The organism is Streptomyces sp. NPDC001902, assembly GCF_042891295.1.
Classification (GTDB): Bacteria; Actinomycetota; Actinomycetes; order Streptomycetales; family Streptomycetaceae; genus Actinacidiphila.
Window position 1 is genome coordinate 40,951 of sequence record NZ_JBIATA010000035.1, and the last position, 21,452, is coordinate 62,402.

Genomic DNA, 21,452 nt, shown 5'->3' on the forward strand with positions numbered 1-21,452 from the left:
GCCGATGGCCAGGACGACGGCTGCGAGCAGCAGCACGGTGCGTGCCGCACGCCGGATGGCGGCCGCGGCCAGGCTCCGGGGTGACCGGGGCGAGACGTCGATTCAGATGGCGGTGGTGTTCCCGTTCGTCATCGTGCTCACCCTGGCCGTGGTGCAGGCCGGGATGTGGTTCCACGCCCGCAACATCGCCCTGGCCGCCGCACGGGAAGGCGTCACCGCAGCCCGCACCTACCAGGCCGACGATGCTGATGGCGCCGCCCGGGCACGCGAGGTCCTGGGGCGGATCGCCGGTGACAGCCTGCGTGGCCCGGCAGTCAGCACGGCCGGCAGCGGAGCTGAGTCCGTACGGGTCACCGTGACCGGCACCGCCCCCTCACTGCTTCCCGGGACCAGAGGCCTGCGCGTCACCCAGTCCGCCACCGGCCCACGCGAGCAATGGACGACCCCATGACCCGGACTTCCCTATCGAGCACTCTGCGGGCCGACGCGCGCGCACGGGTGCAGGGTGACCGGGGCAGCGAGGCGATCCAGGCCGCGATCGTGACGCCGCTTCTGATCGCGTTCCTGTGTCTGGCCATCGCCGCCGGACGCCTCGCGGTCTCCGGCGGGAAGACCGACGCGGCCGCCGAGGATGCCGCCCGCGCGGCCTCGCTGGAACGCACACAGGTCGCCGCGCAGTCCGCGGCCGCCGACGCCGCCACCCGCTCGTTGGAAGACCAGGGCGTCCGCTGCTCCAGCACCGACGTGGACGTCGACACCTCCGGACTCACCGTGCCGGTCGGCCAGGTCGGATACGTCACCGTCACCGTCCGCTGCACCGTGGACCTGTCGGATCTTCTGCTCCCGGGAGCTCCCGGTTCCAAGACTCTGACCAGCAGCTTCACCAGCGTCGTCGACGCTCACCGCGCCAGGCAGGACACATGACGACGCCAACGCTGAGGGCAGTGGGCCGCCGGGCGGGGCAGGGCGACCGGGGCGGTGTCGCGGTGTTCGTCGCGATCTGCACGGTGGCGTTGCTCGCGATCGCCGGGCTGGTCCTGGACGGCGGCGGGAAACTGCGCGCCACCGAACGCGCTGACGCCCTCGCGCTGGAAGCTGCCCGCGCCGGCGGGCAAGCCCTCGATCCCGCCGATGCTGTCACCGGCGCCGCGATCCGCGCCGACCCGGCGGCAGCGCAAGCCGCCGCTTCGCAGTACCTGCGCCAGGCCGGTGTCCAGGGGACCGTGACCGTCTCCCCGGACCGCAGCGAGCTGACCGTCGTCGTCGACACCACGTACGCCACTCGGTTCCTGCCCGTGATCGGCATCGGCTCGATGGATGTCACCGGGCACGGCACCGCGACGCTGCTGCACGGCGTCGACCAGCCCGAATAGCCCACGAGAAGGGCCACCCGCCATGCCCCAGCCCGCTGTTGTCCGTCCGCCGCGCAGGCCACCCACCCGGCAGGCGCGAACCGATGGCGTCACCATCCGCACCGTCATAGGCGCGGCCGCAAGCCTGATGCTGCTGGCCGCGCTCCTGTTCGGCTTGCCTCTCCTGTTGTGGTGGGGCACCGCCATCGTCGGCCCGCCCGGCATCCACGCTCTGGGCAACCTGCTGAGCACGCAGGACTCCGGGCAGGTCTTCCTGCTGGCCCTCGCCGTGGCCGGCTGGGCCGGATGGGCGGGCTTCGCGGCCGCCGTAGCCGTCGAGGTCCCGGTTCAGCTGCGCGGCCGGACCGCACCGAGGCTACGGCTGCTGGTCGGCCAGCGCGCGGCCGCCGCTCTGGTCGGAGCCATCCTCGTCGCGCTGCCCACCGGCACTGCTTTGGCCTCACCGACCCCCGCCCACGCCGTCACCACCACCGCGGCGGCCGCCAACTCCCACGCCCCGGCCCAAGGCGGGCGAGACGCTGCCGCCCCGAGCGCGACCGCTCAGCCAGAGCAAGACGGTGCGGTCACGCACACGGTACGGGCGGTCCGGCCGGCAGAAAGCCTGTGGTCGATCGCCGAGGACCGGCTCGGCGACGGCTACCGCTGGGAAGAGATCGCCGCTCTCAACGACGAGCGCACCATGACCGACGGCACCGCCTTCCGCGCCGAGGATCCAATCCGGCCCGGGTGGGTGCTGCTCCTGCCCGACGACGCCGCGCCCACCGGACCCCGTGCGCAAGGCGGCCGTGAGAGCGCCCTCGAGGAAACCCAGCCGGAGGCGTACACGGTGCGGCCGGGTGACACCCTGTCGCAGATCGCCGAAGACGAGCTCGGTGACGCCGACCGCTACCCGGCGATCTTCCGTCTCAACCGTGGCGAAGCCCAGCCCGGCGGCCGCCACTTCACCGATCCTGACCTCATCTACCCAGGTCAGCACCTCGACCTCCCGCGGGCGGGAAGCCCCGCTGCAGCGGCAAGGCCGCAGCACGACAACCCCGAGCAACCCCGCGACCGCACAACGCCGCCAGGCAACGCCGACGTTCCCGGTGAGCGCGAGCGTACGGCGAGTCCCTCCACGGCACCACAGGCGGCGCCCTCTACCGCGGCTACGACACCGTCAGCGGTCGCATCGCCGAACGGGGAGACGTCGCTGCCGACGTCCGCGCCCAGTCCGGCAGCCCCCTCACGCCCGGCCGAGACCCCTGTGCCCGACAAGACTCCTGACCACGCACGGCCGACGCAGCGCACCAGCGCAGCCACCGAACCGACCGCTGCTACCCCCACCGGATCGCCGCGGCCTGGTGCTCCCTCCACGGCCGAGGCACCTACCGCCTCCCCGTCGACACCTCCCGCGCCGTCGGCCTCCGCAGACTTGGCCCCGGCAGGCCGCGCTGACACCGCGCCGGATTCCGGTGTGGAGCGGCAGGTCGTGCTGATGGCCGGGGTCGGTGCGTTGCTGGCCGCGTTGCTGACGGGGGCACTGGGGGTGCGGCGGATTCTGCAGCAGCGCCGGCGCCGGGCTGGCGAGACCATCGCGATCGACGACGACCCGACCCGGACCGAGCAGATCCTGCAGGCCACCGGCGAGCCGGCCGGCGTCGCACTGCTGGACACCGTGCTGCGTACCCTGGCCCACCGTGCGGCCGAGTCCAGCGACCAGGTCCCCGTGGTGCAGGGTGCCCGGGTCACCGCGTCCGGAACAGTGCACCTGGTCGTCGACGACCCCGAAGCCGACCCGGTCCCGCCGTTCACCACTGGCCAGTCGGCCGGGGTGTGGGTGCTGGACGGCGGTCTGCCGCTGCTGCCGGCGGAGCAGGCCCGGGAGGTTCCCGCACCGTATCCGGGGCTGGTCACCCTCGGCGCGGCCGAGTCCGGCGACCTGGTGCTGATCAACCTCTTCCAGACCGGCGGTCTGCTGCTGGACGGGACGCCGGAGGACGTGCTGGCCGTGGGCCGGGCGCTGGCGTTGGAGGCGGGCACCAGCGCGTGGAGTGACCACGCCGAGGTCCTCACCGTGGGGTTGGGAAGCCGACTGGCGGGGCTGTTGCCGAAGGACCGGTTGCGGGCGATGCCGCATCTGTCGTCGGTGGTCTCTGACCTCGGGGCGCTGCTGGTGGAGGTGTATCAGCACGGCAAGGACCAGGCGGTGGAACCGCTGCCATGGATCCTGATCTGTGCAGCCGACGTAGATCCCGAGCAGGTCTGGCAGCTCGCCGACGCGATCGCCGCCGCCCGGCACCTGCCGGTCACCGTTGTCCTGCCCGACACCCCGGCGACACGGCAGGCCTTCCCCGACGCCAGCACCATTCCCGTCGCCGGGACTACGACGGCGGACTTCCCTCAGTTGGCGCCCGGTCCGGTGGAGTTGCAGCGGCTGTCGGATGAGCAGTACCGGGAACTGGTCCACGCTCTCGACGTCGCGGATCAGCCCGCGGACCGGGCGAAGGGCGCGTGGCAGCTCGCCGAGGACCACGCTCACGCTGCCGCAACCTGGCGGCCGGCTCCGCATCCCATGCTGCTGCACCCGATCGCCGACGACGCCGGCGCGGGCACCGAGGCAGGCACTCCGTTCCCTGCTCTGCTGGCCACCGCCGACCCAGGCCGGATCCACCTGGTCAAAGCACCTGCGCCGTCCGGCTTGGACTCAGCTGCTGGCCTGGAGGACCAGGGTGATGCCATCGCCGCGAGCAGCAGGGAGGCCGTCGGCGCCGCCGGTGAGGTGGCGTCGATGCCTGAGCCGTCCGGCCCGAAGGCTCCTGAGATCAATGTGCTCGGCTCTCTGCAGGTGTCCGGGATCAGCGGCTCCGGGCATGGCCCGCGTTTGGAGACGCTCGCGGCGCTGATCTACCTCAAGCCCGGGAGGAACGCCGACGCGCTGTGCACATTCATGGACCCGGCCTCGCCGTGGACGACCCGCACCCTGCAGTCCCGGCTGTCGGAGATCCGGGCCCGATTCGGAGCCACTCCGGACGGCCAGCCGTACCTGCCCCGGCCCAGAGCAGGGTCGGGATACGCGTTCGACGCGTCGATCCGCTCGGACTGGGCGACCTTCCAGGACCTCGCGACCCGGGGCCTGGCCTCGGGCCCGGCGGCGGGCATGGCGGATCTGGAAGCCGCGCTGGCGCTGGTGCGAGGCTGGCCGTTCGACGGCCAGGAGTATCCGTGGGCGGTGTCAGTGCAGCAGGAGATGCTGTCTCGCATCGTCGACGTCGTGCACACGCTCGCCGCCTGGCACTGCACAGGTGACGCGCCGGACTGGGACGCAGCCCGGAGCGCGGTGCTGCGAGGCCTGGACATCGATGAGACCGCCGAGGTCCTCTACCGCGACTGGATAGCCATCGAGCAGGCCGCCGGAAATCACTCGGGGGCCCGCAAAGCGGTGGCGCGGGTCACCGAGGTCACCCGGGCCTACGACATCTCCATGGACGCGCGCACCGAGCACGCCATCGCCGCGGTGCTGGAGGAGTCCGGGGACCTGGCGGCCGCACCCGGCGGCGCCTGACGCCCCACGCGAAGCGGGTGCCGGCCGCGACGGGGGAACGCGGCCGACACCCACTGCAGATCAGCGTAGTACCGAAGCGAGGGAGGAGAGCCATGGTCGCCGCACTGCGACTCGAAGTCACCGGAGTGGTCGAGACGTTCGAGCTGCCCGAGGACTACACCAGACAACGCCATGTACTGCGCGCACTGCTCAGTGGCGCCGTCGACGGCGCGGTCTACCACCGGCGTGCCCTGATCCACGTCCACGGCCAAGGCTCCCTCAGCCCAGCCCGGCAGCTCAACGTCGCCGCATGGGCGCTGGCCAGCACCTGGCGCGGCACCGAACTGCCGTACGGGCTGTACGGGACGGCTGTCGTGACCGGCCCGAACCGCGCCGACGGTGGATACGGCGCCCTGGACACCGACCTCGCGGACCAGATCCGGTCGGTGGGCGACGCGGTGGTACGAGTGCTTGCCGGGTGGCAGGAGCGCCCTCCTCAGGAAGAAGCCCAAGCGCGGGCGGAGCTCCTGAGGGCTACCAGCAGCCGGATCCCATTTAAGGTTTGACGCTGGCTCACCGCACATGCGAGTGGAAGTTCGGCAAGGACCGGCCTCCGCACTCGGAAAGCAGCGGATACTCCTCCCCATGACGATGAGCGTCGGTCTGGATACCAAGTCTCTGAAGGCCGCCCTCACGGGTGTGATGCCGTCGCTGGCGCCGTCCTGCCTGGCAGCCGAGATACTGCGAACGCTGGATCGACCGCTGCTGGCCTGGATGCAGGACCCAGAGTTCCACATGTTCGACTCAGCGGCGCACTACACCGAGTACAAGGACGAACCAGGCGGGCTATCCCGGCTGGAGCGGAAGATCGCAAAGCTGCCGCCGCGCCCGGAGTGGGCGATCGAACGGGTCTGGACGCCGGACGAGGAGACCGATGATGCCTACGATGCCGCCTACGACAAGGCGAGCGTGACCATTGGGGGACACCGGCTGCATCCACGCGATCTCGATGCGTACACCACCATCGCCTACGACCTCGCTGACCATGACGACGACTTCGACCGAATGACGTGGAGAGCGACGCGGAGCTCGTCCGCGGGGACCTGGAGGCCGCGCTCTCCTGGGCCGCTGCCGGAGTCTGCGTCCTGCAGCAGTCCCTCCCCTATCCTTTCCGCGACGTCCTGCCCTACGGCGAAATCGACAACCGGCCTGCGCACCGACTGGTGTACGCGTACGCAAACCTGCTGCACTTCAAGCATCCGCGCAAGGCCGCTGCGTGGTTCACAGCGATGGTCTACTTCAGCCCCATGGACAACATGGGCGCCCGTTTCCGTGCCCCGGGCGGCCCGTCGGAGGACTGGCCGCTCGCAGGGTGACCGTTCTGCTCCCGAGGGCGTCGTACGCAGTGTCGGCCCGGCGCACCAACGGCCTGCCTCACGCCCACCTGTCGGCTCGAACCGTCAGGGCGCGACGGGTACGGCTCGCCTATGCGGGTGCACTGCCACGGATTCAATGGATGCCGGATTCGATACTCACGCCATCGCGGGAGTAGGTGCCCCTGCTCCTTGGGGTCGTGCCCCCGTCGTGGTGTAGCCGATCACAGTCCATTGCCCTCGCTTCGGAGCGGCCCGGCACATACCCCTGCGCGCCGTCGTGCGATCACCGCTGGTCCCGGCCCGGGGAAGCTCAACACGGCTTCCGGCGACAGTGATTCGGGACGCAACGGCCCCGGACTCCCAGCTCTGTCCCCAGGGGAAAAGTAACTGGCGGGTAGCTTTCGGTTAGTCAGATGACCCGTTTCCTTGCTCTCGGGCGCCTCGTTGGGCCGTCCGGATGAAGCCCGGGGCAGGCGAGGGAAGGGGCGGGTGTGCGGCAAGAGTGGTCGCCGGAAGAGCTGTTGGCGAGCTGGACGCTGGTGGACGGCGACTGGGACCTGGTGGCGAACAAGGCCGGGACGACGCGGCTGGGCTTCAGTCTGCTGCTGAAGTTCTTCGAGCTGGAGGGCCGGTTCCCGGATCTGCTGGAGGAGGTTCCGCAGCAATCGCGTGGCTGGCCGCAGAGGTGTGCCCGGTCGAGCTGGTGGAGGACCGGCTGCGCGAGGCCCTGCTGGTGGAGTGCCGGGCCAGGACGATCGAGCCGCCGGGCCGCATCGACCGCATCGTCACCGCGGCCCAGACCCGGGCGGAGAAGACGTTCTGCGCACGGACCATCGAGCGCCTGGGCGACGTCGGGGTGGCCCGGCTGCTGGAGCTGGTGGCCGAGGACAACGAGGACGGCGCCGCCCTGCTGGCCCTGCTCAAGCGGGACCCGGGCGCGGTCGGCCTGGAATCCCTACTGACGGAGATCACCAAGCTGAACGACGTGCACAGACTCGGCCTGCCCAAGGGGCTGTTCGCGGACTGCTCGGAGAAGCTGCTGGCCGCGTGGCGGGCGCGGGCGATCAAGATGTACCCCTCGGACTTCCGCGACACCGCCGAGGACGTACGGATCACCCTGCTCGCGGCGCTGTGCTCGTCCCGACAGGCGGAGATCACCGACGCCCTGGGGGACCTGCTGATCGCCCTGGTGAAGAAGATCAACGCCCGTGCCGAGCGGCGGGTGGAGAGGCAGCTCACCGCCGAGCTGAAGAAGGTCCGCGGCAAGGAGGGCATCCTCTTCCGGCTGGCGGACGCGGCGATCGGCAAGCCGGGCGAGATCGTGCGCACGGCCCTGTACCCGGTGGTCGGGGAGAAGACGCTGCGCGACCTGGTCGCCGAGGCGAAGGCGAACGAGAAGGTCTTCAAGGCCAAGGTCCGCACCACGCTGCGCTCCTCGTACAGCTCGTACTACCGGCAGATGCTGCCGCCGCTGCTGCGCACACTGGGCTTCCGCTGCAACAACACCGCCTACCGGCCGGTGATGGACGCGCTCGCGCTGCTGGAGAAGTACGCCGACGTCGACGGCAAGACGCGCTTCTACGACGCCGGCGACACGGTGCCGATGGACGGCGTCGTACGCAGGGACTGGCGTGAGGCCGTCGTGGACGACAAGGGCAAGGTCGAGCGCATCCCGTACGAGCTGTGTGTGCTGGTCGCGCTGCGGGACGCACGCCGAGACCTCGATGCTCGCGCTCCACCTTCTCCAGTCCAGCCTGGTCCACATCAACACCCTGCTGCTTCAGCGCGTTCTTGCCGAACCGGCGTGGGCGAAGAAGCTCTCGGACGAGGACCGGTGCGGGCTGACCGCGCTCTTCTGGTCGAACATCAACCCATACGGCACCTTCCGCCTCGACATGGACAAACGGCTCGACCTCACTGCGGTCCATCTGCCTGCTTCTCGCACCGCAGTAGACGCCGACGCAGGTGCGGCGCTGGGCAGGCTCAGGTTGTAGCGATAGCCGGGCGTTGCGGCAGTGCGAAGGACCAGTCGATACGGCTGCGCCCGCAGTATGCTGCCTATGCTGGAACAGGCGTTTTCACCCACATTTTTGGGCACGGGGGCGGCATGTTGGATCAGGCGTTGATCGCCTTGGCGTCGGCGGCCGGGGTAGCAGTGGCTCAGGCGGCTGGCACGGACGCCTGGCAGGGCTTCCGGGAGCGGGTGGGCCGTGTCTTCGGCCGTGGCCCTGCGGCGGATGCCGCTCAGGAAGCAGCCCTGGACAGGCTGGATCGTACGGCAGCGGAACTGGAGAGCGCCGATTCCGGCGCGGCCGAGCAGGTGCGGGACGCCGCGGTGACCGCCTGGCGGACCCGCTTCCGGGATCTGCTGTATGAGTTGGACGAGGGCGGCCGTGAGCAGGTGGCCGCCCAGCTGCGTGAGCTGGTGGCCCTGGCTCAGCAGGCCGGCGGCGGTGTGTCGGCCGTGGACGACGGCATCGCTATCGGCGGCGATGTGCACATCGAGGCCCGGAACAACGCGGCAGCGGCTGTGAAGATGGGCGATGTGACCTTCGGAAACCCCTTGTCGCCGGGTTCGGACGGGAGCTGACCGCGCCCGGCGCTCGTCGCGCTCCGCACATTACCGCGCACCACCTGTCGATCCACGCGGAGTCGGGTGGGGTCGCGGCCGGCATCATCCAGGGGGATGTCCACTATCACGCCCCGCCGCGTCATCCGGTGGTCTGGCCGGTGGTGGTGGGCGATGTGCCGCCCCTGGCCTCCGCCTTCCAGCCGCGCCCCGGCCTGCGCGACCGGATCGACCGGGCCTGGGCCGGACGCCCCTCTGTGGTGCTCTCCGGCGGCGGCGGTGTGGGCAAGTCCCAGCTGGCCGCCGCCCTCGCACAGCAGGCCCTGGCCGCCGGCACCGAACTGGTGGTGTGGGTGAACGCCGCCGACATGGCGCAGGTCGTCACCGGCTACGCCGCCGCCGCTCTTGGCGTCCAGGCGGACGGCGCGCGGGGGGAGGACGCCGAGAGTGATGCGCGGGCTTTTAAGAGGTGGTTGGCCTCTACCTCCCGCTCGTGGCTGGTCGTGCTCGACGACGTCGCCGACACGGAGAGCATCAAGCTGTGGTGGCCGCCGTCATGGTCCAACGGGGACAGCCGGGTGCTGGCCACGTCCCGGCGCCGCGATGCTCTGATGTCGGGCGGCGGCCGGGCGGTCGTCGATGTCGGTACCTACGCCCCGGACGAAGCCGTCGCCTACCTGCGTCAGCGGTTCACTGACACGGACATGTCCCGACTGCTGGACGCGCAGGCCACGGATCTGCTGTGCGAGCTGGGGCACCTGCCGCTGGCCCTGTCACACGCGGCCGCCTACATGATCAACGAGGATGTGCCCTGCGCGTCCTATCTTCGGCTGTTCACCGACCAGCGGTCCCGCCTGGAGGCGATGCTGCCTCCCGAGGCTGACACCGAGGGCTATGGCCGGCCGGTCGCGGCCGCCCTGCTGCTGGCGCTGGACGCCGTCCGGCGCCGCGACCCGGTGGGCGTGGCCGCGCCAGCCCTGTGCCTGACAGCTCACCTGGACCCGGTCGGTCACCCTCTGAGTCTGTGGGCCGATGCAGCGGTCACCGGCTACCTGAGCGCCCACCGCAGCATGCCCTCCGGCCCGGCGGACACCCTCGTCGAGCCCGCGGAGGTCACCGCCGAACGGGCCCGGTTCGTGCTGCGGCTGCTGCACCAGTACAGTCTGATCACCTTCGGCTCCGAGGACGGTGCCCGCGGGGTGAGCATGCACGCGCTGACCGCCCGAGCCGCCCGCGAAAACGCCCCCGCGAACCTGGTAACCGCGGCCGTGCCGGCGGCAGCGGACGCCCTGGCGGCGATCTGGCCCGAGAGTGACCACACGGATTGGGACCTCGCTGCCGTGCTGCGGGCCAACACCGTCACCCTGGCAGCCGTGTCAGGTGACCTGCTGTGGCAGCGCGACGGCCACCCGGTCCTGGGCCGGGCCGGGGCGAGTCTATGGGGCGCAGGCCTGTACACCGCTGCGGTGAGCTACTTCGAGCGCCTAGCCGCCGACGCCGAACGGCTGCTGGGCGGCGAGCACGCCGAGACCCTGGAGGCACGCAGCGCCCTGGCCACCGCGTACCGGATGGCGGGGCGCCTGGAGGAAGCGATCTCCCGTGGGGAATGGGCCGCCGCCGACGCCGAACGGCTGCTGGGCGACGATCACCCCACCACCGTGCGCGCCTACGCCAACCTGGCCAACTCCTATGCGCTGGCGGGGCGCACCGCAGAAGCGATTGCCATAGGGACCCGGGTCGTCACCGAACTCGAACGGCTCCGGGACCAGGATGCTCCGGACACCGTCCTGGCCCGCAGCAACCTGGCCGCCTACTACTCACAGGCGGGGCGCACCGCAGAGGCGATTGCCATAGGGACCCGGGTCGTTACCGAACATGAACGGCTCTGGCACCAGGATGCCCCGGCCACCGTCCTGGCCCGCAGCAACCTGGCCGCCTACTACACACAGGCGGGGCGCACCGCAGAGGCCATCGCCCTCGGGGAGCGCGTCGTCGCCGACCGCGAGCGGATCCTGGAACCGGATCACCCCGACGCCCTGGCCTCCCGCAGCATCCTGGCCGGCTCCTACGCCGAGGCCGGGCGTGCCGCGGAGGCGATCGCCCTCGGGGAGCGGGTCGTGGCCGACCGGGAGCGGATCCTGGGCGAGGGCCATCCCACCACGCTGGAGAGTCGCGTGAACCTGGCCGGCTACTACCACCGGGCGGGCCGCACCGGGGAAGCGATCACTCTGACGGAGCGGGCTGTCGCCGACGCCGAGCGGCTGCTGGGCAACGACGATCCTGTTGCCGTCGTGGCCCGCGGCAACCTGGCCGCGCTCCACTTCGAAACAGGGCACGTCGACGAGGCAATCGTTCTCGGGGAGCGGGTTGTCGCCGACGCCGAGAGGATCCTCGGTACCGGTCACCCGGACACGCGCAGGATTCGGGACTGCCTCGCCGACACCTACCGAGCGTCGGGGCGTCTGGACGACGCGATCGACGCGGCGCAGCTCAACGTCGCCGAGGCCGAACGGCTGCTGGGTGAAGACCATCCCGACACCGTCAGGGCCCGCATCGCGCTGGCCGCCTGCTACTGGGAAGCGGGCCGTACAGAGGAAGCGATGGTCCTGGCGCGGCGGCTCGTGGGACCGGACAACCCGGACGCCGAGGGCATGTCGGCCTACGCCGGCCTGGTGCTGTTCTACGAGAAGACGGGGCAGGCCGAGGAAGCGAAGACTCTGCGGCGCATCGCGGCCGACGTCGGGCGGGTTGTGGGTAAGGACCGGTCCGAAGTCATCGACGTGGACAAGAAGGTCGCGCTGCTGGAGCGGGCCACAGCCGACCTCGGGCGGCTTTTGGGCGAGGACCATGCCCACACCCTCGTCATCCGCGGCGGCATGGGTGTCGCCCTCATGGAGGCGGGACGCCCAAAGGAAGGAATTCCCCTGCTGGAGCGGGTCGCGGCCGACACAGAGCGCCTGTTCGGCATCCAGGACGCCATCGAGGACTTCATCAACCTGGGCGTCGCTTACTGCAGAATGGATCGCACGGGAGAAGCGGTCACGCTACTGAAGAGAGTCGTCGCCGACGCCGACCGGATACTCGGTCCCCACCACCCCGACACACAAGAGGCCCGCGCGGCCCTGGCCCGATGCTACGGCGCGACGATTCGGGCGCGGTTGGCCAGGCTGCGCCCATGGCGGCGCACGCAGAAGCCGCGAGAGTGACGGCCGTCCAAAGACCATGTTCGGTGAGGTAGGAACATCGGGACACCAGATGGTGTGCGCCTGGAGAGGGCAAGCCTTGAACCGATCAAGAGCGCCGCCCGAAGGCACATCCACCGAGTGTCGGCAAATGAACGAATGACGACAGGCGCGGCGGGCGTCCAATGGACCCCGACTTTCCGGGGCTCCGATCCAATGAGATCCGATGACGGCTGATGACAGGGTTTGCTGACAGCTAGGTCTGATCCGCCGACAGAAACGGGGGCAGCATGGCCAACCTGGTCTACAAGCGGGTGTCGACCGACCAGCAGTCGACCGGCCGTCAGAACCTCGTCCTCGCCGAGGCCGGGATCGAAGACTCGGTCGTCTTCGAGGAGGACCCCGGCATCTCCAGCCGCCTTCACCCGCTGGAACGACCGAAGTTCAGCGAGCTGCTCACCTACGCGCGGTCGGGCGACACCGTGCACATCTCCGAGATGTTCCGCCTCGTACGCGGCACCGGGCACATCCTCGACGTGCTCGACGTCCTCCACCGCGACCGCCTCGCCCTGCGCATCCACGACGGCGCCTTCTCCGCCATGGACCTCACCGCCCGACACCCACGCACCGGAGAACTGCTGTCCACCGTGAAGTTCATGGTGCAGACCCTCGCCGCCGCCTGCGAACTCCAGCGCGACCTACAGCGCGAGCTGACGTACGACGGGCTGCGGGCCGCCGAGGCGAAGGGCAACAAGGGCGGGCGCCGCCCCGTCGTCACGGCGGCGAAGGCCGCCGCCGTACGCGCCGCGTACCTGGGCGGCCAGTCCATCGCTGGCCTGGCCCGCGATCACCACGTCAGCCGCGGCGCCATCCGTACCGCCGTCGTCGCTGACCTCCTGCCCGAGCACGTCGCCGCCGACGCCCCCGTTCCGGCCCCTGAGCTGCCCATCACCCTCGACATGCCGGGCAAGGTCGCCGACTTCCTGCGTGCCACCGAACTGGACGGCGCCGGAGCCATTCCGGCCCAGCGCAAGGCCCGCCGTGAGTACGAGAACCGCGTCAGCACCCTCGGCGATCCACGGCCTGAGCATCACTCGTAGCTACCTTGCCCCTCGGGGCAGAGCTGGGAGTCCAGGGCCATGTAGCGGTCCGCTCCGCACACCCGAGCCTGATGGAGCCCCTGGCTGTGGGAACCTCTCTGCTGGCCATTGGCGAGTGGCAGATCTTCTATGGCGGCACTCTCCCTCAGCTGCGGCTGTGGGCCGACGACCACTGGCAGCTCGCCTACTGGACCACCGGGGACGACGGCCAGCAAACGCCCCCCCCCGATGCCCGGCTCCCGCTGCCACTCGCCCGAGCCGGACCGCGGGACGTAGCCGTGACCACGCCGTACGCCCAGAGGCCCCACACGATCGTGCCGGACGTAACCAGGAGCAGTTGCGACTCCCGCGAAGTGACACTTCCGCCAAGGGCGGGAACAGCGCCTCGCCAGACGAAGTGCTTCACGTACTGCCGGCGTTCCCGCTCGCCGACGTGAGGGATGGGGGCCGACGGTCGGCTCTTGGACGCTGGCTCCGGCGAGTCCGCGGGGCTTGAACCTGTTGACACTTCAAGAACCGCAGTGCTTCGTCGGTTCAGGTGGTCATCTCACTCGGGCCACTTCGGGCGCCTTGTGATGAGTACCATCCGGCATCAGGCACACCCTCAGTGACGAGAGCGATACGCCCATGCCCCAGGACATCGCCAGCCCTCCCGCCGATGACCCCACGATCCAGCAGGAGTACGTCCGCCGCGTCGATGAGGACCTAAGGGCAGTCCACGACCTGGCCGGCCCATGAGAGTCCGCCGCCGAATCCCAGGAGCAGTACCTTTTCCCCGGTTCGCAGATCGCCTCGCTCGACGGGTTTGGAGAAGGCGAGGGGGATGGACGCTGCGGAGGTGTTTCCGGACTCGATGACGTCTTCGGCGACCGTGACGTCGGGCGTGCCGAGTTGGGCCGTGATGGCCTCGATAATCCTCAGGTTTGCTTGGTGGGTGATGATGCCGTCGAGGTCGGTCGGGGCGATGCCGGCCCGTTCGCAGGCGGTTCGGGCCACGGGGGCGAGGGCCGTCGTCGCCCACCGGTACACGGCCTGCCCGTCCTGTTCGAAGCGCGGCTGCCATGCTCCGGCCAGCCTGACGGTGTCGCGTCGGCTCGGGTCTATTGGTGGAGCGGTCCGTCCAGTCGGTCAGGTCCGACATTTTCTCACCACCCACGACCAGGGCGTACTCTGCCGCTCCGGCGCGCAGTGGTGGTCGGCCGAGGCCAGGGCAGTAGTAAACCCCGAACAGGCGTTGTTGACGTCGTAGCAGGCCGACGCAGGAATTCCCAGACGTCCGGCGGTCTGGGCGGCGGTGCTCGGGCACCGGTCCATCGCACTGGATGTGGACACGACAACCAGGCCGATACGGTCGGGCTCCACTCCGGCCGCCGCCAGTGCCTTGCCCGCCGCGGCGGACGCCATGTCCGCTACGGACTCGTCTTGCGCCGCGATCCGCCGAGTAACGATGCCCGTGCGCCGACGGATCCACTCGTCACTGGTATCCACCATGGCTGCCAGGTCATCGTTGGTGAGGACACGCTCGGGCTGGTAATGGCCAAGGGCAGCGATACGAGAGTAGGACATCGGGGGTCTCCCGGAGAGATGGGGCTTGAGGGACAGGTCCATGCGGGCGCGACCGGCCCTGGATGGGCCTGGCAACGAGCTCATATCTGGTACAGGGCCCCGCCGTCGACGGCCCATTCGGCGCCGGTGACCTGTCCTGAGAGCGGTGACACGAGGTAGGCGATGACCTGGGAGACGTCCCCGGGGGTGCCGATGCGACGGGTCATGAGGGGACGCACCGTGGTGACGAGCTGGTCGATCGCGTTGTCCAGGTCGGTGCCGAGGCTCGCGGCGACCTGGTCGCCGAAGCCGCCCGGGCGCTCGAACAGTTCGGTGCGGGTGGGACCGGGGGCAACGACATTGGAGCGCACGCCTTGAGGAGTGAACTCTGCGGCCAGCGACTTGGACAGGGACACGGTGGCCAGTTTCGCCGCGGCGTAGTCGGGGTTGTACGGGGCGGCCATCCGGGCGGAGTCGCTGGTCACGTGGACGATGCTGCCCCCGTCGCCTTCGAGCAGGGCGGGCAGCGCGGCTTGGCTCATCCGGCGCGCGGCGTGGAAGTTGAGCTGGAAAGCAGCCAGCCACTGTTCCTCAGCGACGTCCAGGAAGCCTCGGCGTAGGTCGACTGCCCCGGCGTTGTTGACCAGTCCGTCGATGCGTCCGTACCGCTCCACGACCGCCTTGACGACGCGCGGGGCGGCGGTGGCGTCAGTGAGGTCGGCGACGAGGGACATGCCCTCCTTTCCGACGGCATCCTCGGCGACACGGCGAGAGACACCGACGACGACCGCGCCCTCTTCGGTGAGCAGGCGGGCGGTGGCCCCTCCGATGCCGGCCGAAGCACCGGTCACGATGACGACTTTGCCTGCGAGTTGGAGATCCATGCGATTGTCCTTGAGTGGTTCCGGGGGATTTCTTGATGCTGCGGGGAGGGGTGAGCGATGCGGGCAGGCGGTTCCGTGCCGACCGATGTCCCGCGGGCTGGCGTCGAGAGTCCGGCCTCACCGGCCAGGAGGGACCTGCCGAGCACGCCGAGGCCCCGTGCCTCTACCAGCGCCTCTCGTGGACGACATCGTGATACGGGCGACGGGTCATCCGGCGGGCGCTCACGTCGCCGAATTGTCCTGCGTCCGGGGCGGCGTGCCCGAGCAGGGCGATGCCTATGGGTATGTATTCCTGCGGGATCGCCAGGAGCTCGTGCAGCAGATCGGCTTCTCCGCCCACAAAGGCTGCGGCTATTCCCTCGTCCACCGCTGCCATCATCAGGAGCAGCATCGCGGCGCCCGCGTCGGTGTGCCAGTACGGAACCACCCACAGCGCTTCCTCGTCGATCTCCGCGACGACCGTCATCTTGTCGGGCTCCCGGTAGCGCGACCGGTACACCTCCGGGCTGACGCAGACCACCACGTGCACGGGAGCTTGGGCAATGAAATTGTGGTGTCCCGAAACGTCCACAGTCTGCTGCGCCGGTTCTGCGATCTTCTGACGGGTCTCGTGGTCGATCACGACGACGAACTCGACGCCTTGGCTGAAGCCCGCGCTCGGCCCGCGGCGCGCGGTGTCCAGGATACGCCGCACCACCTCCGCGGGGACGGGCTCATCGGTGAACGACCGGACCATCTTCCGCCTGCGTACTACGTCTTTGAAATCCATGGTCACACTCCTGGGCCGTCTTCGTTGCCGGGTCAGCGATGCCAGTTCAGGACGGTGGCGACGGTCCTGCCGAGCAACCACTCCTTCTCGGCCGCGGAGAAGGCGTCGGAGTCGCGGAGGTAGTGCAGGCTGTGCGAGTAGGGAGCGGGGTGCGGCGAGAGGCCGTCCTTGACCGCTTGCGTGTGGTCGCTCGCCCACAGGATCCGTTCGGGGCCGAAGTCGTCGACGACCCTGCGAAAGTGCGGCATCAGGTCGGGGTACGGGTACGGGTCGGCGGCGAGCCGCTCGACGTGCGACCACTTGAGGTAGGCGTTGCCGTACTGCGACAGGGCGCGGACCGGGTCGAGGCGGGCGTACCGCTCGGTCGGGGAGGCGTCGATCGCCGGCCAGCTGATGCCGATGTGGTCGACGATGAACGGCAGTTCCGGGAAGCGCTTCAGATACGGCTCGAGGGTGTCAAGGCGCGGGGTGATCATGATGAACACGGGCACCTGGTGGTCCTGGCAGGCGGCGAACAGGTCGTCGTAACCGCCGCTGAGGAAGGACGGGTCCCGCCAGACTCCCCCGTCGAAGCCGGCGTGCACGCGGATGCCGGCACAGCCCGGCTTCGCCCGCACACCGGCGACGAGTTGCTTGAGGTCGGGGTCGTGGGGGTCGACGCGGGTCAGCCAGACGAACCGGTCGGGGTAGATGGCCGCGGCGAGTTCGGAGAAGGGCCGTTCCGGGCGCCACGCGCCGTTGGCGTGGTAGCCCCCCGGGAGCATGTGGTGATTCTCGTCAAGTCCGGTGAACTCATCCAGTACGGCTCCCTGGACGCCGACGGCGTCCAGGGCGACGATGGTGGCGTTGAGGGTCGTTTCAAGGTCGACTGTCTGCCAGTGCGGGCCGATCTGGTTCGCGTGAAGCTGGCCGTCCAGGATGTTCAAAGGAAGCTCCATGAGCGATGCGCTGGGGTGATGGGCTGATTCCGCTGCGAGGGGGCACCGGAGTGCCGATGCGCCTGTTCGGGGCCAGCGGATGTCAGGCGCGGGCTGCCTTGGACAGTCCGGGCATGTGGGTGGTGAGGCCGCCGTCGACGACGAGGACCTGTCCGTTGATGTACTCGCCGGCTTCGCTGGCGAGGAAGACGGTGGTGGAGGCGATGTCGGCGGGGCGTCCGGCCCGCTGGGTGAGGCCGCCGCTGGACTCGCGGAAGGCTTCCTGGCTGGCCGTGTCGTCGCCGACCATGATCACGCCGGGAGCGATCGCGTTGCAGCGCACGCCCTGGGTGCCGTAGGTCGCCGCGATCATGCAGGTCAGGCCGATCATCCCCGCCTTCGCCGAGGAGTAGGCGGTGGCGAAGCCGGCGACGCTGCGGAGCGCCGACGTCGAGGTCATCATGATGATCGAGCCGGTTCCCGCTTCCAGCATGTCGGGCAGGACCCGACGGGCACCCAGCATCGGGCCGCGCAGGTTCACCGCGAAGACGCGGTCCCACACGGGCACCGAGGTGTCGAGCAGGCCTCCGTCCCCGGCGACCGACGCCTTCAGCGCGGCGTTGTTGACGAGCACGGTCACCGACCCGAACCTGGCACGCACGTCCTGGAGTACCGCCTCCCAGGCACGGTCCTCGGCGACGTCAAGGGTGTAGGGGGCGGACGAGCCGCCCTGCTCGGCGATCAACTCGTGGGTCCGCCGCGCGGTGTCCGGGTCGACGTCGGTAACGGCGACGGTCGCGCCAGCCGCGGCCAGGCCCAGGGCGCAGCCGCGGCCGATTCCTGATCCGGCCCCGGTGACAAGGGCGACCTGTCCCCGCAGAGAGTTTCGTGGCATGACTGACTTCCAGGTTTCGAGGTGTCGGAGCCTTGACCAGGGAAAACGTGCGGTCGATCAGCACAGAGATAAACGTAGACTCCCTACGTTTGACTGTAAGCGTAGGATGCCTACGATTGCAAACGGAGACGACAGAGGAGGTCCACTGACATGCGGAGCGAGACGGGGACGCCCCCCGCTGCCCGGCGGATGCGCGCCGACGCCCGGCGCAACTACGACAAGCTCCTGGACGTGGCCGACGATGCCTTCGACGAGTATGGGGCGGACGCGTCGCTGGAGGAGATCGCGCGCCGCGCCGGAGTTAGCATCGCGACGCTCTACCGGCACTTTCCCGAGCGGCAGAACCTCCTGGAGGCGGTCTTCCTGCGAATCGCCGACAGCCTGCGTGACGAGGCCGTCACACTGCTCGAAGCGGCGGATCCGTTCGAAGCCTTCATTGCCTGGCTGCACTCACACCTGGAAAGCGGCGCGTGCGGGCGTGGCCTGGCGGCCAGCGTCATGAGCGCGAAGTTGCAGGAAGGCACGGACGTCAACACCAGCTGTCACCAGATGAAGCAAGCCGGAGCGGAACTGCTGGCGCGCGCCCAAGCCGCCGGACAAGTGCGGCAGGGAATCGACCTCGGAGACCTGCTGCTCGTCGTGCACGGCATCGTCCTCGTCAACGAGCAAGTCCCCACCACGGCCGACCGCCCGCAGCGGATGCTCGCCGTCGTCGTGGACGGCCTGCGCTGCTGACGACGAACCACTGCCGCCACGGACGGCCTCTGACCATCCGGCGAAGCCGACCGGTGCCCTGACGACGCGTGGAACGGGTTCGCACAGGACCGCAGCCTGGCCATCGGCCGGCTGCGGGGCAGGCTCAGGTCGTGACGGCCTTCGCGGAGTTCCACAGCACGCCGCTCTCGACAACCCCGAGTTGCACCGGAGGCCCTGTCCTCATGCACACGGCGACCAAAGGCCCCACCCTGGGCGCCGTGATCCATGAGCGACTGCTGCAGCACCAGCAGCCTCGGACGGCCGCCGAGGTGACTACAGACCTTTCCCAGGCGCTTCCCGACCGACGCGTGGGGACCCCGGTGGTTCGCAGCACCCTGGAGCAGCTGGTTGCCAAGGGCCGGGTCACCCGGTCACGGCAGGGTAGGTCGGTCTTTTACACGGCAGACGCGTCCCCCGCTGACTCGGTCGTCACGGCCGCAGCAGAGGCTGCCGAGACGAGCGAGTGACGGTCTTCACCCTGGAGGTACAGCGCTGGCCGTGGCCGCTCGTGGGTGCCCATCGGGCCGGTTCAGGGATTGGGGACATTGCGGCGGACTGCACAGCGGCGAGGCGGTTGACCAGGGCGGCAGCCTGCGAGCTGTGGGTCTGGGACACTAACGACGGCGGCCGACCCCACTTTCTCTGGGGTCGGCCGCCGTCTTTCCGCCTGCTGTGTCGCTGGGAGTCTCCTCAAGCCAGGTGGTCGAGGCTCCCGTGCTTTGCGCCAGCGATCATTGCTGCGATCTCATCGCGCGTGAAGAGCAGCGGCGTCTGCTCCGGCCGCTTCGAGTCCCGCACGGCAATCAGGCCGCCAATGGTGCCGAACTCCACGCAGTTGTCGCTCCCGCCGCTGAACGGACTCTTCTCCCAAGTAACGCCAGAGAAGTCCAGTCCAGCGGGGTCGGGCTTGATGCTCACTCAATCTCCTTGATCATGCTGTCGAGACGGCTGCGGGTCTCAGGCGGACCGAGGGCCAGAGCCCGCAAGTGGTCGAAGGCCTCGGTGTAGCGCTCCACATCGTCCGGTCCCTCGAAGTACACCGAGTGCGGGCCATTCTCCATCCACACCACATCAGGGTTGGGCTCCGGGAACCCCATCAGAACGAACGAGCCGTCGAGTCCCGGGTGGAACCCCGCAGTGAAGGGCAGAAGCTGCACCGTGATGTTGGTCTGAGTCATCACCGTCTGCAGGTGTTCCAACTGGCCGCGTAGTACCTGCGGCGTGGGTTCGATCCGGCGAAACGCGGCCTCGTCGATGATGGCCCACAGTTTGACGGCGTCCTCGCCGGCCAGCAGGTTCTTGCGGTTCATGCGGACCTTCACCAGAGCCTCGACACCCTTGTCGTCCAGGTCGACCCGCATCGAGGTGATCACCTGTCGCGCGTACTCCTCGGTCTGCAGGAGGCCTGGGATCAGTTCGGTCTCGTAGTTCCGCAAGGTGGTCGCACTGGACTCCAGCGCTAGGTAGCCGCCGTACTGGGTGGTGTTGATGACCGCGGAGTATTTGCGCCACCACTGTTGCCTCTGTGCTTGGTCTGCGCGGACCAAGTCCAGGACGTCGTCGCGAGTGGCTGAATCGCTGACGCCGTAGCACTCGAGCATCGCCTTGACCAGCACGGGCGTTGTGCCTCGATCGCCGCTCTCGATTCGGCTCAGTGAACCCTGGTTGATCTCGATCGCAGCCGCGACCTCGGCCATCGTCAGGTCTGCTCGTTCCCGCAACTCTTTGAGCTTGGCTGCGAGTTGTCGTCGATACACCGACTTCAGGGCGGGACTTCTCTTCAGCGCCATGCGCACAGTGTGTCGGCCGCACGGCCGAAGGACAATCAACCCCGGGAATCTTTGTGGGACATGTTGTCCAACTCCTTACGTAGGGGCATGATGTCAGCAGTCGCCATACGTAACGGCTTGATCGCGTCACGTGGCCCCATTGCTGGGCACCGGCCCCGACGTGCCTGCCGCCCCACCCGTAGGCCGACCTGGGCGATCCACGGTCGGCTTCTCACTTCGTCATCGGGGAGCACACGCCATGCACGATGCACTCCGCAGTCCCACGCCATCCGTGTCGCACGCTGCTGGCCCACTTCAGGTCGCCGACTGCGGCTACTTCCTTGCCTCACGCCCCGGCGGGTTCGTGCTGCACATGAGTGCCAGCCCCGACCACCTACGGCGCATGCGCACCGCCGTGTTCGACACGGTCGTCTCAGCCGGGGCGGACGACCAGGTCGCCGAGACGGCCCGGCTGGTGGCGAGCGAGCTGGCAGGCAACGCCGTGCGGCTGTGCGGCCCCTGGGCACCGCTGATCGTGCAGATCATCAGCGCGCCAGACGAGATTCAGGTGCAGGTGCACGATCCGGAGCCGTCCGCGGTTCCCCATCGGCACGCGGTACGGCCGGACAACGCCCGGTTCGAGTCGGGACGAGGTCTGTGGATCCTCGATGCCCTGGCCCCGGGGTGGACCGTCGAGCCGACCCCGATCGGCAAGCAGATCACCGCCACGCTGCCGCGCACTGGCTTCGCCCCGTGAGGAGCCCGCTGCGACTTCGCAAGGACGGTCGCCCCACTAC

The 21,452-nt window shown here is 69.5% G+C and carries 18 protein-coding genes and 1 pseudogene; 12 read left to right on the forward strand and 7 right to left on the reverse strand.

Going from position 1 to position 21,452, the window contains the following annotated elements:
* Window positions 1-4 precede the first annotated feature (4 nt).
* From ACFYYN_RS37930 to ACFYYN_RS37970, 9 genes are all read left to right on the forward strand, one after another.
* A complete protein-coding gene (locus tag ACFYYN_RS37930; protein ID WP_500549373.1) occupies window positions 5-451 on the forward strand; it encodes a TadE family protein in 447 nt (148 codons plus the stop codon).
* Window positions 448-924 (forward strand): TadE/TadG family type IV pilus assembly protein, encoded by a 477-nt coding sequence (locus ACFYYN_RS37935; protein ID WP_500549374.1) that lies wholly within the window; start codon window positions 448-450, stop codon window positions 922-924. Before ACFYYN_RS37930 ends, ACFYYN_RS37935 begins: the two co-directional genes overlap by 4 nt.
* Complete coding sequence (locus ACFYYN_RS37940; protein WP_500549375.1) at window positions 921-1,373, forward strand: TadE/TadG family type IV pilus assembly protein; 453 nt, start codon at window positions 921-923, stop codon at window positions 1,371-1,373. The genes ACFYYN_RS37935 and ACFYYN_RS37940 overlap by 4 nt, the downstream gene beginning before the upstream one ends.
* The gene (locus ACFYYN_RS37945) at window positions 1,318-4,914 is read left to right on the forward strand and encodes a LysM peptidoglycan-binding domain-containing protein (protein ID WP_500549376.1); all 3,597 of its coding nucleotides are present in this window, start codon (window positions 1,318-1,320) and stop codon (window positions 4,912-4,914) included. Before ACFYYN_RS37940 ends, ACFYYN_RS37945 begins: the two co-directional genes overlap by 56 nt.
* Window positions 4,915-5,006: 92 nt before the next feature.
* Window positions 5,007-5,459 carry a hypothetical protein gene (locus ACFYYN_RS37950; RefSeq protein ID WP_500549377.1) on the forward strand — a complete coding sequence of 151 codons (453 nt, stop codon included), beginning with the start codon at window positions 5,007-5,009 and terminating at the stop codon, window positions 5,457-5,459.
* A 504-nt stretch (window positions 5,460-5,963) separates the two neighbouring features.
* Window positions 5,964-6,269, forward strand: coding sequence for a hypothetical protein (locus ACFYYN_RS37955; protein WP_500549378.1), 306 nt, complete (start codon window positions 5,964-5,966; stop codon window positions 6,267-6,269).
* Between the two features lie 1,724 nt (window positions 6,270-7,993).
* The gene (locus tag ACFYYN_RS37960; RefSeq protein ID WP_500549428.1) at window positions 7,994-8,263 is read left to right on the forward strand and encodes a Tn3 family transposase; all 270 of its coding nucleotides are present in this window, start codon (window positions 7,994-7,996) and stop codon (window positions 8,261-8,263) included.
* 832 nt (window positions 8,264-9,095) lie between these two features.
* Window positions 9,096-12,044: a tetratricopeptide repeat protein gene (locus ACFYYN_RS37965; RefSeq protein ID WP_500549379.1), complete on the forward strand. Its 2,949-nt coding sequence runs from the start codon at window positions 9,096-9,098 to the stop codon at window positions 12,042-12,044.
* A 266-nt stretch (window positions 12,045-12,310) separates the two neighbouring features.
* Window positions 12,311-13,120 (forward strand): recombinase family protein, encoded by an 810-nt coding sequence (locus ACFYYN_RS37970; protein ID WP_500549380.1) that lies wholly within the window; start codon window positions 12,311-12,313, stop codon window positions 13,118-13,120.
* Between the two features lie 705 nt (window positions 13,121-13,825).
* On the opposite strand, the pseudogene ACFYYN_RS37975 reads toward ACFYYN_RS37970, so the two are convergent.
* The 5 genes and pseudogenes from ACFYYN_RS37975 to ACFYYN_RS37995 all read right to left on the reverse strand — a co-directional run bounded on the left by ACFYYN_RS37975 (window position 13,826) and on the right by ACFYYN_RS37995 (window position 18,130).
* Window positions 13,826-14,686: pseudogene (locus ACFYYN_RS37975) on the reverse strand (3-oxoacyl-[acyl-carrier-protein] synthase III C-terminal domain-containing protein).
* Window positions 14,687-14,766: 80 nt separating this feature from the next.
* Window positions 14,767-15,549, reverse strand: a complete 783-nt coding sequence (locus ACFYYN_RS37980; RefSeq protein WP_500549381.1) for an SDR family NAD(P)-dependent oxidoreductase — start codon at window positions 15,547-15,549, stop codon at window positions 14,767-14,769.
* A gap of 163 nt (window positions 15,550-15,712) precedes the next feature.
* A complete protein-coding gene (locus ACFYYN_RS37985) occupies window positions 15,713-16,318 on the reverse strand; it encodes a nitroreductase family protein (protein ID WP_500549382.1) in 606 nt (201 codons plus the stop codon).
* A gap of 32 nt (window positions 16,319-16,350) precedes the next feature.
* Complete coding sequence (locus ACFYYN_RS37990; RefSeq protein ID WP_500549383.1) at window positions 16,351-17,256, reverse strand: amidohydrolase family protein; 906 nt, start codon at window positions 17,254-17,256, stop codon at window positions 16,351-16,353.
* Window positions 17,257-17,338: 82 nt separating this feature from the next.
* A complete protein-coding gene (locus ACFYYN_RS37995) occupies window positions 17,339-18,130 on the reverse strand; it encodes an SDR family NAD(P)-dependent oxidoreductase (RefSeq protein WP_500549384.1) in 792 nt (263 codons plus the stop codon).
* Window positions 18,131-18,280: 150 nt separating this feature from the next.
* Here ACFYYN_RS37995 and ACFYYN_RS38000 point away from each other — a divergent pair, with 150 nt between their 5' ends.
* A complete protein-coding gene (locus tag ACFYYN_RS38000; protein WP_063805797.1) occupies window positions 18,281-18,865 on the forward strand; it encodes a TetR/AcrR family transcriptional regulator in 585 nt (194 codons plus the stop codon).
* A 203-nt stretch (window positions 18,866-19,068) separates the two neighbouring features.
* On the forward strand, window positions 19,069-19,353 hold the full coding sequence (locus ACFYYN_RS38005; protein WP_500549429.1) for a BlaI/MecI/CopY family transcriptional regulator: 285 nt from the start codon (window positions 19,069-19,071) through the stop codon (window positions 19,351-19,353).
* Window positions 19,354-19,576: 223 nt separating this feature from the next.
* Here the strand turns inward: ACFYYN_RS38005 and ACFYYN_RS38010 are convergent, their stop codons facing one another.
* Both ACFYYN_RS38010 and ACFYYN_RS38015 read right to left on the reverse strand, forming a co-directional pair.
* Entirely contained in the window at window positions 19,577-19,804 is a 228-nt protein-coding gene (locus ACFYYN_RS38010) for a DUF397 domain-containing protein (protein ID WP_500549385.1), read from the reverse strand.
* Window positions 19,801-20,676 carry a helix-turn-helix domain-containing protein gene (locus tag ACFYYN_RS38015; RefSeq protein ID WP_500549386.1) on the reverse strand — a complete coding sequence of 292 codons (876 nt, stop codon included), beginning with the start codon at window positions 20,674-20,676 and terminating at the stop codon, window positions 19,801-19,803. The genes ACFYYN_RS38010 and ACFYYN_RS38015 overlap by 4 nt, the downstream gene beginning before the upstream one ends.
* Window positions 20,677-20,914: 238 nt before the next feature.
* Between ACFYYN_RS38015 and ACFYYN_RS38020 the strand changes: the two genes are divergently transcribed.
* The gene (locus ACFYYN_RS38020; RefSeq protein WP_500549387.1) at window positions 20,915-21,412 is read left to right on the forward strand and encodes an ATP-binding protein; all 498 of its coding nucleotides are present in this window, start codon (window positions 20,915-20,917) and stop codon (window positions 21,410-21,412) included.
* Window positions 21,413-21,452: the final 40 nt, after the last annotated feature.